This is a genomic window from Arthrobacter sp. StoSoilB22 (assembly GCF_019977315.1).
Classification (GTDB): domain Bacteria; phylum Actinomycetota; class Actinomycetes; order Actinomycetales; family Micrococcaceae; genus Arthrobacter.
In genome coordinates this window covers 4,329,494-4,343,795 of sequence record NZ_AP024652.1, presented here as the reverse complement: position 1 = coordinate 4,343,795, position 14,302 = coordinate 4,329,494, and the positions used below count along the sequence as shown (strand labels likewise).

12 protein-coding genes are annotated in these 14,302 nt (G+C 62.9%); all 12 read left to right on the top strand.

Annotated elements, in window-relative coordinates; genetic code table 11:
• Window positions 1-110: 110 nt before the first annotated feature.
• The 12 genes from gcvP to LDN70_RS20070 all read left to right on the top strand — a co-directional run bounded on the left by gcvP (window position 111) and on the right by LDN70_RS20070 (window position 14,276).
• The gene (gene gcvP, locus LDN70_RS20125) at window positions 111-2,963 is read left to right on the top strand and encodes an aminomethyl-transferring glycine dehydrogenase (protein ID WP_223941223.1); all 2,853 of its coding nucleotides are present in this window, start codon (window positions 111-113) and stop codon (window positions 2,961-2,963) included.
• 11 nt (window positions 2,964-2,974) lie between these two features.
• Window positions 2,975-4,123: a glycine cleavage system aminomethyltransferase GcvT gene (gcvT, locus tag LDN70_RS20120; protein ID WP_223941222.1), complete on the top strand. Its 1,149-nt coding sequence runs from the start codon at window positions 2,975-2,977 to the stop codon at window positions 4,121-4,123.
• Between the two features lie 84 nt (window positions 4,124-4,207).
• Window positions 4,208-4,591: a glycine cleavage system protein GcvH gene (gene gcvH / locus LDN70_RS20115; RefSeq protein ID WP_017197389.1), complete on the top strand. Its 384-nt coding sequence runs from the start codon at window positions 4,208-4,210 to the stop codon at window positions 4,589-4,591.
• Window positions 4,588-5,910: a serine hydroxymethyltransferase gene (gene glyA, locus LDN70_RS20110; protein ID WP_286198868.1), complete on the top strand. Its 1,323-nt coding sequence runs from the start codon at window positions 4,588-4,590 to the stop codon at window positions 5,908-5,910. The genes gcvH and glyA overlap by 4 nt, the downstream gene beginning before the upstream one ends.
• A 330-nt stretch (window positions 5,911-6,240) precedes the next feature.
• Window positions 6,241-7,641: an L-serine ammonia-lyase gene (locus tag LDN70_RS20105; protein ID WP_223941221.1), complete on the top strand. Its 1,401-nt coding sequence runs from the start codon at window positions 6,241-6,243 to the stop codon at window positions 7,639-7,641.
• Between the two features lie 103 nt (window positions 7,642-7,744).
• The gene (gene lipA, locus LDN70_RS20100) at window positions 7,745-8,764 is read left to right on the top strand and encodes a lipoyl synthase (protein ID WP_166841882.1); all 1,020 of its coding nucleotides are present in this window, start codon (window positions 7,745-7,747) and stop codon (window positions 8,762-8,764) included.
• Window positions 8,765-9,304: 540 nt separating this feature from the next.
• Entirely contained in the window at window positions 9,305-9,760 is a 456-nt protein-coding gene (locus tag LDN70_RS20095; protein ID WP_142937471.1) for a hypothetical protein, read from the top strand.
• Between the two features lie 132 nt (window positions 9,761-9,892).
• On the top strand, window positions 9,893-10,699 hold the full coding sequence (locus LDN70_RS20090; protein WP_223941220.1) for a hypothetical protein: 807 nt from the start codon (window positions 9,893-9,895) through the stop codon (window positions 10,697-10,699).
• 1 nt (window position 10,700) lies between these two features.
• Window positions 10,701-11,216: a hypothetical protein gene (locus LDN70_RS20085; protein ID WP_142937473.1), complete on the top strand. Its 516-nt coding sequence runs from the start codon at window positions 10,701-10,703 to the stop codon at window positions 11,214-11,216.
• The gene (locus LDN70_RS20080) at window positions 11,213-12,451 is read left to right on the top strand and encodes an Ig-like domain-containing protein (RefSeq protein ID WP_223941219.1); all 1,239 of its coding nucleotides are present in this window, start codon (window positions 11,213-11,215) and stop codon (window positions 12,449-12,451) included. Before LDN70_RS20085 ends, LDN70_RS20080 begins: the two co-directional genes overlap by 4 nt.
• Before the next feature lie 166 nt (window positions 12,452-12,617).
• Window positions 12,618-13,682, top strand: coding sequence for an FUSC family protein (locus tag LDN70_RS20075; RefSeq protein WP_223941218.1), 1,065 nt, complete (start codon window positions 12,618-12,620; stop codon window positions 13,680-13,682).
• A gap of 96 nt (window positions 13,683-13,778) precedes the next feature.
• Window positions 13,779-14,276, top strand: a complete 498-nt coding sequence (locus LDN70_RS20070) for a MarR family winged helix-turn-helix transcriptional regulator (protein WP_223941217.1) — start codon at window positions 13,779-13,781, stop codon at window positions 14,274-14,276.
• Window positions 14,277-14,302: the final 26 nt, after the last annotated feature.

Here is a 14,302-nt window from a genome sequence, read left to right as displayed (position 1 = left end):
CGGTGCAAGCAGGAGACCATCCCTGCGGAATCTCTCAGGTCCAATACAGAGCGGGGAGGAACCCCACATCATCGTGGCGCTCAGTGGGCGCCTGAATCATGGAGTTCCTCTTGACTGTTAAATCAACCCCCACCGCCTTCGCGGACCGGCATATTGGCGCCAGGCGCCAGGCCGACGTTGACACCATGCTCAAGGCAATCGGCTACGACTCTGTCGACGGCCTGGTAGACGTCGCGGTCCCCGATTCCATCCGCCAGGACACTGCCCTGAAGTTGCAGGACGCCCTCACCGAGGTGCAGGTACTTGCCGAGCTCCGCAAGCTGGCGTCCAAGAACAAGACCGCTGTCCAGATGATCGGCCAGGGCTACTACGACACCGTGACGCCCCCGGTCATCCGCCGCAACATCCTCGAAGCTCCGGCCTGGTACACGGCCTACACTCCGTACCAGCCGGAAATTTCCCAAGGTCGTCTGGAAGCACTCCTGAACTTCCAGACCATGGTGCAGGACCTCACGGGGCTGCCCATTGCCAACGCTTCGCTGCTGGACGAAGCCACCGCCGTGGCTGAAGCTGTGCTGCTGATGCGCCGGGCCAACAAGAACAAGGCTGCCAAGGACGGGAAGACTGTTCTGGACGCTGACCTCCTCCCGCAGACCATCGCGATAGTGAAGGGCCGCGCCGAGGCGCTGGGCTTCGAGGTTGAGATTGCGGACCTGTCGGCCGGCCTTCCGGACGGCGACATCAACGGTATCGTCCTGCAGCAACCTGGCGTTTCGGGCCGCGTTTTCGACCATTCCGGCGTCATTTCTGATGCGAAGGAACGCGGTGCCCTGGTAACGGTTGCCGCCGATTTGCTGGCGCTCACCCTCATCACGCCCCCGGGCGAGCAAGGTGCGGACGTCGCCGTCGGAACCGCACAGCGTTTCGGTGTGCCGCTGTTCTTCGGTGGCCCGCACGCTGCCTACATGGCCGTCCGCGAAGGCATGGAGCGCACGCTTCCCGGCCGCATCGTGGGCGTCTCCAAGGACAACGCCGGCGTTCCTGCCTACCGCCTGGCACTCCAGACCCGCGAGCAGCACATCCGCCGCGAGAAGGCCACGTCCAACATCTGCACCGCTCAGGCTCTGCTCGCGATCGTCGCCTCGATGTACGCCGTGTACCACGGTCCCGAAGGCCTGAAGGCGATCGCCGAAACAGTCCACGGGCACGCCCGTGTTTTGGCTACAGCACTGCAGAAGGCCGGCCGCGAACTCGTCTCCGAGGCCTTCTTCGAGACCCTCACCGTCCGCGTTCCCGGCAAAGCTGACAAGGTCATCGCCGCCGCCGAAGCCCGCGGCATCAACCTGCGGCTCATCGACGCGGACACCGTTGGCGTTTCCGTTGATGAAACCACGACGCCGGAGGTCCTCTCCGCGGTGGCCGTCGCCTTTGGTGCCGGTCCAGTAAGGGACGCCGCAGGGTTCGAACTGCCCTCTGAAGTGGTCCGCACCTCCGATTTCCTGCAGCATCCGGTGTTCAATACGCACCGTTCCGAGACGCAGCTGTTGCGCTATATCCGCAAGCTGTCCGATCGGGACCTCGCGCTGGACCGAACCATGATCCCGCTGGGCTCGTGCACCATGAAGCTCAACGCGACCGCCGAGATGGAAGCGATCTCGTGGCCGGAGTTCGCTTCCATCCACCCGTTCGCTCCCGACCACCAGACGGCCGGTTGGCGTGAACTGATCACCGACCTCGAGGCGGACCTCACGGAGATCACCGGCTACGACCAGGTCTCCATCCAGCCCAATGCCGGTTCGCAGGGCGAGCTGGCCGGCTTGCTGGCGATCCGCGGCTACCACCTGTCCCGTGGCGACGAGCAGCGCACTGTCTGCTTGATCCCTGCTTCGGCTCATGGGACCAATGCTGCCTCGGCTGTGCTGGCCGGCATGAAGGTTGTTGTGGTGGCTACGGCTGCCGACGGCACTATTGATCATGCCGATCTGACGGCCAAGATCGAGGCCAACAAGGACGTGCTGTCCTGCATCATGATCACGTACCCGTCCACGCACGGTGTGTACGACGCCGACGTCCGCGAGGTTTGCGACGCGATCCACGCAGCCGGCGGCCAGGTCTACGTTGACGGCGCCAACCTCAACGCCCTGGTTGGCTTGGCCCAGCCGGGAAAGTTCGGCGGCGACGTGTCCCACCTGAACCTGCACAAGACCTTCTGCATCCCGCACGGTGGCGGTGGACCGGGCGTTGGACCTGTAGCTGCCAAGGCCCACCTGGCTCCCTTCATGCCGGGCGACGCGAACAAAGCGGCGCACGAGGAAGGACACGGGGTGGCCATCTCGGCGTCACGTTATGGCTCTGCCGGTGTGCTGCCGATTTCCTGGGCGTACGTGAAGCTCATGGGCGGCCAGGGTCTCACCGAAGCCACCAAGTCCGCGCTGCTCGCAGCCAATTACGTTGCCTCCCGCCTGGATGAGCACTTCCCGGTTTTGTACACGGGCGAGGGCGGACTGGTAGCCCACGAGTGCATCCTGGACCTCCGCGAGCTGACCGCACGCACGGGTGTCACGGCCGAGGACGTTGCCAAGCGACTGATCGACTTTGGCTTCCACGCTCCCACGCTCGCGTTCCCGGTTGCGGGGACGCTCATGGTGGAGCCCACGGAGTCGGAAGACCTTGCCGAGATCGACCGCTTCATCGAAGCCATGATCACTATCCGTGCCGAGATCGAACAGGTGGCCGGTGGTGATTTCACTGTTGAGAAGTCGCCGCTGCGCAACGCGCCGCACACGGCTGCCGCCGTCGTGAGTTCCGACTGGGACCGTGACTACCCGCGTGAGCAGGCCGCCTTCCCGGTCCACCACCTCAAGCAGGACAAGTACTTCCCTCCTGTTGGCCGCATCGACGGCGCCGCCGGTGACCGCAACCTCGTGTGCTCCTGCCCGCCCCTCGAAGATTTTGAAAACTAAGGACTCCCCACATGTCTGAGAATTACACCGCTCTCTACGAGCAACACAAAAAGGCCGGCGCGTCCTTCACCGACTTCGGTGGCTGGCAGATGCCCCTCAAATACGAATCCGAGCTCGCCGAGCACCACGCAGTCCGCAAGTCGGCAGGCCTGTTCGACCTCTCCCACATGGGAGAAGTCTGGGTGTCCGGCCCCGACGCGGCTGCTTTCCTGGACTACGCGCTGGTGGGCAAGCTGTCCGCCATCGCGGTGGGCAAAGCCAAGTACTCACTGATCTGCAACGCAGACGGTGGCATCATCGATGACCTCATTACCTACCGCCGGCCCTCTCCCGAAGAAGACGTGGACAGGTACCTGGTGGTGCCCAACGCCGGGAACGCGAAGGTAGTCGCTGCCGCGCTGAAGGATCGTTCGGCCGGTTTCGACGTCGTGGTGGAAGACGCGTCAGCCGAGACATCGCTGATCGCCGTGCAGGGTCCGAACGCCGAAGCGATCCTGCTTGCTCTGGTCCCGACAGAGCAGCACGCTCTGGTCACCGAGCTGAAGTACTACGCGGCCGCGGAGGTGGGCATTACTTTCGACGGCGGCACCCAGGACCTGCTGCTGGCCCGCACCGGCTACACCGGCGAGGATGGCTTCGAAATCTACCTCCCCAACGTCGATGCGCCTGGCCTCTGGGAAGCCCTGCTCGACGCCGGCGAAGGCCACGGTCTCATCCCCGCCGGACTCGCAGCCCGCGACTCCCTGCGCCTGGAAGCAGGAATGCCCCTCTACGGCAACGAGCTCTCCCGCCACGTCAACGCCTACGCCGCAGGGCTGGGCCCGGTGGTTTCCCTGGCCAAGGAAAGCGACTTCATTGGCCGCGATGCACTGACAGCCATCAAGGCCGCCGGCGTCGGATCCACTCTCGGCCAGAAGCTCGTGGGCCTCAAAGGCGCTGGACGCCGCGCCGCCCGCGCCCACTACTCGGTCCTCAAGGACGGTTCCCTGATCGGCGAAGTCACCTCCGGCCAGCCAAGCCCCACGCTCGGCTACCCGATCGCGTTGGCGTATGTCGACGTCGAACATTCAAAACCCGGCACGATGGTGGACGTCGACCTCCGCGGCAAGGCAGAAGCCTTCGAGGTTGTGCAGCTGCCGTTCTACAAGCGCCAAAAATAGGAGTTTTTGTACACATAAAGCCCCTATGAGGCCCTTTTGAGGGCATCAACTGTACAAAAACTCGAAGAGAGAGAAGGAATTGGAATGAGCAAGGTAGTTGCTGAATTGAAGTACTCGGCTGAGCACGAGTGGGTTGCCGTCGATGGGGACGGGCCGGTGGGGATCGGGATTTCCGCGGTTGCCGCTGATGCCTTGGGCGACATTGTGTATGTGGACCTGCCCGAGGTTGGTTCCACTGTGACCGCGGGGGAGACCTGCGGCGAGGTGGAATCCACCAAGTCCGTGTCCGATCTGTACTCGCCCGTGACGGGGGAGGTGACCGAGATCAACGACGCCGTTGTCAGCGATCCGGCGCTCATCAACAACGATCCCTACGGTGCAGGCTGGCTGTTCAAGGTGGCCGCAACGGAAGAAGGGCCGCTCATGTCGGCCGAAGAATACGCTGCAACGAACGGTGGAGAACTGTGAACCCGGTATCTGTAACTGACTACCAGCAGGTGGTGTCGGCGTCGTTGGACGCACAGCTCGCCGAGCTGGACCCCGAGATCGCTGCGAAGATCGACGACGAACTGGGTCGCCAGCGCGACGGCCTGGAAATGATCGCGTCCGAGAACCACACAGCCGTCGCTGTGATGCAGGCTCAGGGCTCGGTGCTGACCAACAAGTACGCCGAAGGCTACCCGGGCAAGCGCTACTACGGTGGCTGCGAACACGTCGACGTGATCGAGCAGCTGGCTATTGACCGTCTAAAGGCATTGTTCGGCGCCGAGTACGCGAACGTGCAGCCGCACTCCGGTGCACAGGCGAACGCCTCGGTGATGCACGCGCTGATCAAGCCGGGCGACACCATCATGGGCCTGAACCTCGCCCACGGCGGCCACCTGACCCACGGTATGCGCATCAACTTCTCCGGCAAGCTCTACAACGTGGTTCCGTACGGGGTCCGCGAGAACACCCACACAGTGGACATGGCCGAGGTTGAGGCTTTGGCCCAGGAGCACAAGCCCGCGCTCATCGTTGCCGGCTGGTCCGCATATGCGCGGCAGCTGGACTTCGCTGAATTCCGCCGGATCGCTGATTCTGTGGGGGCCTACCTGATGGTGGATATGGCCCACTTCGCCGGGCTGGTGGCCGCCGGGCTACACCCGTCCCCGGTCCCGCACGCGCACGTCACCACCTCCACCACGCACAAGACCCTCGCCGGTCCGCGTGGCGGAATCATCCTCTCCAACGATGCCGACATCGCCAAGAAGATCAACTCGGCCGTCTTTCCGGGCCAGCAAGGCGGACCGCTGGAGCACGTGATCGCAGGCAAGGCCGTAGCGTTCAAGATCGCCGCCTCCGAGGAGTTCCGTGAGCGTCAGGAACGAGTGCTTGCCGGATCCCGGATCCTCGCCGAGCGCCTAATCCAGGAAGATGTGGCAGCCAAGGGCATCTCCGTGGTGTCCGGCGGAACAGATGTGCACCTGGTTCTCGTGGACCTGCGCAACTGCGAACTCAACGGCCAACAAGCCGAAGACCGGCTTGCCGCGATCGATATCACCGTCAACCGCAACGCCGTCCCGTTCGACCCGCGCCCGCCCATGGTCACCTCCGGCCTCCGCATCGGCACCCCGGCGTTGGCTACGCGCGGATTCGGCGAAGCAGCCTTCCGGGAGGTCGCGGACATCATCGCCGAAGTGTTGATCGCCGACGCCGATGCCGACCTTTCCGGGTTGAGGCGCCGGGTTGATGTTCTTGCGAAGGCGCACCCGCTGTACCCGGGTGTCGCTAACCTCTCGCAGTAGCCCGGCGGGTTCGCCCCTCGGGTTCGCCTGTTGGGTTCGCTCGGGTTGCCAGGTCCACAGGGGCCGACGTTCCACTCACCAGTGTTGGGGCCGGGCGCGCTTGTCCGTTTGCTTGGGAAATTATTCCTGGCCGATTCGGGGGTTCCCTGCGCAGTATGCCGTGCGAACGGCATGTTGGGCAGCGAACCCCCGGAATGGCGAGGCGCAGGGCCGAAGGGCGGGGCCGGAGTGGGTATCCGGGCTCGTGGTTGGTGTTTGGGGTTTGAGGGTCCGCTCCGTTTGTTGGGGGCGGGGCGGGTTCTATTCGTTGTACGTCGTTAGGAAATGACCATGGCCGTTGGGGTCTTTGATCTGTTTACTGTGGGTATTGGCCCGTCGAGTTCTCATACTGTGGGGCCGATGCGGGCCGGGGCGGTGTTTGCCCGGGAGCTCCGTGAGTCCGGGGTGCTCGAATCCGTTGCAGGCTTGCGGGTTGATCTCTACGGCTCCTTGGCCGCCACGGGCAAGGGACACGGGACGTTCACAGCTGTCTTGCTTGGACTTGAGGGCTTCGACCCCGAAAAGATCCTGCCCGCTGAGGTAGAGGAGCGGCTGGCATCCATTGCTGACACGGGCAAGCTCAATCTGGCCGGCGGGATCCTCCTCGACTACACCCTGGAGGATATGGTTCTTCATCCGTTGACGGTGTTGCCGCGGCATACGAATGGGATGAAGTTTCAGGTCTGTGATGCTGAGGGGAACGTGGTGCGGGAGGCGACGTTCTTTTCGGTGGGTGGTGGGTTCATTGTTCGGGAGGGTGAGGAAGACGCGGCTCTGGAGGATCTTGAGGAGTCGAAGAAGGAGTTGCCGTTGCCGTTTAGGACGGCGGCGGAGTTGATGGGCCGGTGTTCGTCCAAGGGGTTGGGCATTAGCGACATCATGTTCATCAATGAGCGTGCCAGCAGGTCTGAGGAGGAGATCCGTGAGGGTCTTCTGCATATTTGGGCCGTGATGGAGGCCTGTGTTGAAACGTCGTTGAAGCGTGAGGGTGTGTTGCCTGGGGGTTTGAAGGTTCGTCGTCGTTCTCCTGATTGGTTGGAGCGGCTCCTGAAGGAGGACAAGGACCGGAATGATCCGAAGTATTGGCAGGAGTGGGTGAATTTGATCGCGTTGGCGGTCAATGAGGAGAACGCTTCCGGTGGCCGGGTGGTGACGGCGCCGACTAATGGTGCGGCGGGCATTATTCCGGCGGTGTTGTATTACGCGTTGAACTATGCCCCGGGCATGGACAAAGCTACCCAGCGGGACCGGGATGATGTGGTGGTGAAGTTCCTGCTCGCTGCTGGTGCTGTGGGGGTTTTGTATAAGGAGCAGGCGTCCATTTCGGGTGCTGAGGTGGGGTGTCAGGGTGAGGTGGGGTCGGCGTCGTCGATGGCTGCTGCCGGGTTGGCGGAGGTGATGGGCGGTACGCCGGGTCAGGTGGAGAACGCGGCGGAGATCGCCATGGAGCATAATTTGGGGCTGACGTGTGATCCGATCGGGGGGTTGGTGCAGATTCCGTGTATTGAGCGGAACGCGATCGCGGCGGCGAAGGCCATCAACGCGGCGAAGATGGCGTTGTGGGGGGATGGGACGCATCGGGTGTCGTTGGATGAGGTGATCGTGACCATGCGGGAGACGGGCAAGGACATGTCCCATAAGTACAAGGAAACCGCGATGGGCGGCCTGGCCGTCAACGTCGTCGAATGCTAAGTGGCACACCACCATGCATTGCGAGGCCCGCTCTGCGCCCTAAAACGCACGCTGAACGTGCAGAGCAGGCCTCACAACTTGGAAATCAACACAAAGGAACGTCATGACACTCGCACCTGAAGGCCGTAAGTTGCTGCGCGTTGAGCAGCGTAACTCGGCGGTCCCGGTTGAACGTAAGCCTGAGTGGATCAAGGCCAAGGTCCAGATGGGTCCGGAGTTTGTCCAGCTCAAGAACCTGGTGAAGAAGGAAGGCCTGCACACGGTGTGTGAAGAGGCCGGGTGCCCGAACATTTTTGAGTGCTGGGAAGACAAGGAAGCGACGTTCCTGATCGGCGGGTCCGAGTGCACCCGGCGCTGTGATTTCTGCCAGATCGATACCGGCAAACCCTCACCGGTGGACATGTTCGAACCCACCAAGGTGGCCCGCAGTGTCCAAGCGATGCAGTTGCGCTACGCCACGGTGACCGGGGTAGCCCGTGATGACCTGGCCGATGAAGGTGTGTGGTTGTACGCCGAGACGGTCCGGAAGATCCATGAGCTGAACCCGGGTACGGGGGTGGAGTTGCTGATCCCTGATTTCTCCGGCAAGCCCGAGCACATCGCGGCGATCTGTGATTCCAAGCCCGAGGTGTTCGCCCATAACGTGGAGACCGTGCCGAGGATTTTCAAGCGCATCCGTCCGGCGTTCCGGTACGAGAGGTCCCTGGATGTGATCACGCAGGGCCGGGATTTGGGCATGGTGACCAAGTCCAACCTGATCCTGGGCATGGGTGAGACCCGCGAGGAAATCTCCGAAGCCCTGAGGGACTTGCACGCGGCCGGCTGTGACCTGATCACGATCACCCAGTACCTGCGCCCGTCCGAGCGTCACTTGCCGGTGGACCGGTGGGTCAAGCCGCAGGAGTTCGTGGACCTCCAGCACGAGGCCGAAGAAATCGGGTTCCTCGGCGTCATGTCCGGGCCGTTGGTGCGGTCCTCGTACCGTGCCGGGCGCCTCTGGGCAACCGCGATGCGGAAGAAGGGCCGGGACATCCCCGACGAGCTCGCCCACATCGCCGAGGGCATCCAGGACTCCGGCACCACCCGCCAGGAAGCCTCCACCATCCTCGCCGCACACGGCTAAACACCCGCACAAGCAGACCAAGCCCATTTCGCTGGCCACCAAGTTGCGGGCCATCACAACAGCAGTAGTACGACGGCGGTCGGTTGCCTCTCCGGGGCGACCGGCCGCCGTCGGGCGTGAGTCCTAGACACTAGTAAAACTGTCCGTCAAGGAGCCGACACAATCGAACACCAGCGCAGTTTTTGCTCAAGACGAGCACAATATTCGCGCACTCGCGCCACGGTTCGGGCGTTGGCGGCGGCGACGGCTGTGTCCATATTTTGGACACAGCCCGGGGAAGGTGAGTACTCGACGCACCGCCGAAGCTGGGTATACCTGCGGGGGGCCAAGTAGTGAGGCGGAAAAACTAAGTACCGGCATCGCACAGGTGGGTATCTTTCGACTCCCTGTTCGAATGAAAAGAGAGGTACCCGGAAACCTAGCCACGGCACTTGCGCTGACTGAACCATTGGGGACATCGCTTCATCCGACAACAACGATCGGATGCTTGGGGGTTGCGACGCGGCTCCCCGGGACGTAGATCAACCAAGGAGTCTTATCATGCGCAAGCTTTCCAAGAAGAGCCGGGTCACCGCAGCCGTCGCAGGTGTGGCATTGGTAGCAGTGGGTGGCGGAGCCGCCTACGCCTACTGGACCACCACCGGTTCAGGCAACGGCACGGCAACCAACTCGGCCGGCGGCGGAACGGTCACCCTTCACGCTAACTTCGCAGGAGGACTCGCGCCGGGCAACCAGGTTGATGTTGCCTACACGGCCGACAATTCGACCACTTCCAGCACCGTGGTGGGCGCCCTCACCGCCAGCGTGACCACAAACGTGGCTGGCTGTCTTCCGGAGTGGTTCCAGGTCACGGCCGTCACCAGCAACAGCCCGGTCGCGGCCAACACCACAGGAACGTCCGTGGGCGACGGCGTGCTGACGTTCAACGACAGCGCCACGGTGAACCAGGACGCCTGCAAGGGTGCAGTCGTCAAAATCACCGTCACCAGCCTGTAGCTCAGGACCGCCGGGGACCACTTTGCCAGTGGTCCCCGGCCTACGCATTTCTTCCCGCAGCACCGAACACGTCCGAAAAGAGCTTCCATGGACCACCGGCCAACGCGAACAACGCCGTTCCACCGTACACGAGTGCCACTCCGCGCGCTGATACTTGCGCTCGTAGTTGCTTTCGTCCCGGTGGCGGCCCTCGCGGCAAGCAGCGGGCAGGGGACCTCGCAAGGGAACCAGGCGAAGGACAGCAAGGGAATTACCGTGACGCTGTCACCCTCCAGCCGCACCGTGGACCAGGGGCAGTCCGTCACGTTCACGGTGGCTGCGACATCCACCGGGGGCTTCGCCGGCCCGGTGACCTTCGCGGTCGCGGGACTGCCGGCAGGAGCGACTGCCAGCCAGTCGCCGTCGTTGGTCAACCTCACGTCCGGTAGCACCGCACAGGTGACGCTGACCGTTGCCACGGCAACCACGACGCCGGCCACGAAGACCGACTTCACCGTCAAGGCCGGCAGCGGGACAACCATGTCCAACACGGCACCGGGACAGCTGCAGGTTTTGGAGGTCAAACGGAACTTCGGCGTTTCCGGTTCCGTCGTCGGGCTCTTGGCCCCGGGGGTTTCCCGCGGAGTGGACCTGCAGATCAACAACACCAACAACAAGAGCATCGCGGTGACGAACTTGAGCGTGCAGATCAGCCAAGTGGTCAGGACGCCCGCCGCTGTGGCCGCTAACCTGCCGTGCACGGCCGCGGATTACCACATCGCCCAATACACAGGGTCATACCCACTCACCGTTGAGCCGGGCACCAGTTCACTTTCACGCTTGAACGTGCCGCCAGGGAAGTGGCCGCAGCTCAAAATGCTGGACACCGCCCAGCTTCAGGATGGTTGCAAAGGCGCGACCCTCAAGCTCACGTACTCCGGCACGGGACAGGCGAACTGACATGACTGCGACAGCCCGAACTCCGCGCACTCCAAACACAGGACGCCTGGCACGAACAGCCGCTGCCACCGTGGCCCTCTGCATCCTGGGCGGCGCAGGGACCGCGTACGCCTACTGGGCTACCAGCGGAACTGGCAGTGGATCAGCAACGAATGGCACCATGCAGACCGTCACGGTGGACGCCCTCATCCCGGGCGATACCCTGCAAACCAGCCTTGCACCCGGTGGGACCGCCGACGTCATCTTGCGAGCCACAAACCCCAATTCCCACGCGGTCACCATTTATGGCATCGCGGGCAATGGTGCCGTCACCGCCGACGCAGCCCACCCCGGTTGTGCCACCACAGGCGTCACCTTCACGCCGCCACCCATTCCTTTGTCACCGCCGATAACTATCCAGGCAAACAGCTCCATCCCGCTCACGCTTCAAGGGGCGGCAAGCATGAGCGCTGCTTCGCCGTCTGCTTGCCAGGGCGCCCAGTTCACTGTTCCCGTCACCATGGAGGTGCGGAAGTGAGCCGGCTTGGTCAGGCCACCAACATCGGCACCTTTGGCCGGTGGCATCGCATTGCCTTAATCGTGGTGGGAATCCTCTTCGTCTCCTGGGGAGGGCCCGCTGCCGTTGCTTTCTGGGGTTCGGTCAGTGCCGGCTCCGGAGTGGCAAAAGCTGATGCCCTTAGCCAGGGCGCGAGGCCAACTACTACCGTTTCCGGCACCAGCGTGACGGTCGCCTGGACCGCTAGTACGACGGCGGCAGGACGGTCCGTAACCGGCTACAGCATCGCGCGCTACGGTTCCGCAACGGGAGGTACAAAGGTTCCGGCGACGGGCAGCTGCAGCGCAACCGTTGCAGCACTGAGCTGCGTTGAAGCCGGCGTCCCGGCCGGGACCTGGTACTACGCGGTGACTCCCCTGCTGTCCCTCTGGCAAGGAGCCGAAAGCCTGCGAAGCAACGCAACCACTCCGGTTACGGACACCACTGCGCCGGACGCGCCAAGTGTGAACGCACCCGCCGCCCTTAACGGGACAACTGCTGCGGAAGTTCTGGTCAAGGGCGCAGCCGAACCGAACTCGACGATCACCCTGACCATCTCCGGCGCAGGAGCGCAGCCCAAAATCCAACAAATAGGCACCGACAGCTCTGGCAAGTGGACGGCTGCAGTGGTTGATCTCCGTGGCTTCGGTGACGGAACCATCACCTATTCTGCGAGGGCAACGGACGCAGCAGGAAACGTCAGCCTCGCAGGGTCTGCGACCTCATCCAAGGACGCAACAGCGCCCAAGGTTACGGGCGTCAGACTGAACAACGGTGGGAGCAAGGATGGGAAGATCGACCCGGGCGATACCGTGACGCTGACGTACTCCGAGGTTCTTAAAGTCAGTACAGTCAACACCGCATGGACTGATTCGCCGGGTGGATCACCTACCCAAAATGTGACGGTCAGTATCAACTCAGGCAACGTGCTCACGGTCAGCGCCGGCAGCTCGCCGACACTTACGGTGGGCAGCGTGGATCTGGGAGCCATCTACGGGCCGTCACCAGGAGTCCTGACGTACTCCGGGTCAACCCTGGTTTGGGATGCCACGGCAAAAACACTCACCATCACCTTGGGTGCAACTGTTTCGGGCACCCCAAGCAACGCAAATCGAAGCGCGCTAGCGGCGACGTACACGCCCGCATCTGGAATCACGGACCTGGCCGGCAACCTACTGGCGACAACCCCGATGGCTGGAGCAGCGTCAAACTTCTAGTCCCAGGGTCCCGGCCATGTTTCAAAGATAGTGCCCCTCGTACACGTGATGAGGGGCACTATCTGCGCCCAATACCCGGGTAGCCCTAAATGCCGGGCGTAACCTTGAAGCGGACGCCAGCGCCGTCGTCGTACGTTTGATCCTGCGACGAAAGGCGAGCCGCCCCTTGAAGGCTGTAGCGGAAATGTTCACGATGGGTCCTGGAAACAAGGACCACCATCCCGCACTCCGCTGCGCTGTAGGTGTATTTGTTCCGTTGATTACGTTGACACTGCTGGGACGGCTGGATCTGGCCGTGTTTGCTTCGTTCGGGGCGTTCACCGGTATTTATGGCAGGAACGAACCCCACAGCGTGCGCTTCCGCAGCCAGTTGCGCGCCGGCGGCTTCATGCTTCTCATTATTCTTCTGGCCACGATGGTTGCCCGCCTGGCGCAAGCAGGGGGCATGGATGGTGCAGCATACTCCTGGCTACTCACGGCAGCGACCACACTGGTTGCCGGCGCCTGCTCCGTGGTGGTTGCAGCGTGGCGGCTCCGGCCCGGTGGCTCCTTGTTTCACATCTTCGCCTTCGCTGCCATTGCCTCGATCACGGCTCAGCCTCCCCTCTGGGAAGCCATGCTGGTGGCGGTGGCCACTACCGTGTTGTGCCTGCTGATCGGTATGTCATCGCGGATCCTCAAGAGCCACCGGACTCCGTGGAAGCGGCCCCCGCCCATTCGTCACACTGCGGCCGAAAAGCGTGCCATCTGGCTTGAGGGTGCCGGCTACTTGGTGGCCGCAGGGCTGGCGGGAACCATCGCTACGTTGGTGGGGGAACGGCTGGGGTTCGGGCATACGTACTGGGCCATGGTGGCAGCTGTTGTTCCGTTGGTGGGTCACTCCACACGGCACAGGGTGAGCCGTGGCATTCAAAGGATCGCAGGAACGGTGATTGGGCTGGTCTTGCTCGCTGGCATTCTCTGGCTGAATCCCGCGCCGTGGGCCATGGTTTTGGTCATTGCAGCGTGCCAGTTCGGGGCGGAGATGTTCATTGCACGCCAGTATCTGGTGGCCCAGGTCTTCGTGACGCCGTTGGCGTTGATTGCTACTCTGCTGGCCGCGCCGGTGGATCCTGCTTTGCTGCTGCGGGACCGCATCATCGAGACCGTCATTGGCGCCGCCGTCGGTGTTGCCGTGGTAGTGGCACCGGCTGTTTGGCGGCGTTTACGGGCGGCAAATTCGGGCGCTTAGCCTCAGGAAAAAAGGATGCGGTCAGCGCCGCCCGGGCAAATCACTTAGTATCAATTGCTTAGACAATCTAGATACATGTCTACCAAAGGACCGGTGATGAGCGACAAAAGTGAACGTCAGGGCTATTGGTACGGGCTGGAAAGCCGCAAGCGGATGGGTGCTGTTGACGTGTTGAATGCACTGAGGGACTATCGCACGGCCGAGGCTGACATGCGTCGTCGAACCCAGGCGGCCATGGGCATGGGTGAGACGGACCTCATGGCATTGAGGTATCTGCTGGAGGCCGAGCGCGCTGGAAGGGACGTGGGCCCCAAGGAGCTGACGGTGCGTTTGGGGATGACGTCTGCCTCCATGACGTCCCTGGTGGACCGCTTGGTCCGTTCCGGCTACGTCACCCGTGAGCCGCATCCAACTGATCGGCGCGCCCTTATTCTCAAGCCCACACCCGGGTCCGATCAGGAAGTTCGTAGCACCCTGGGTGACATGCATGCCCGGATGATGGAGGTCGCCGAGACCCTGGATCCCGAGGAATCGGCAGTAGTGGTGGACTTCCTGCGGCGAATGCGCGGAGCCATAGACAGCGTGGCCAAATAATCCGGACTGGACATTAAGTAGTAAGT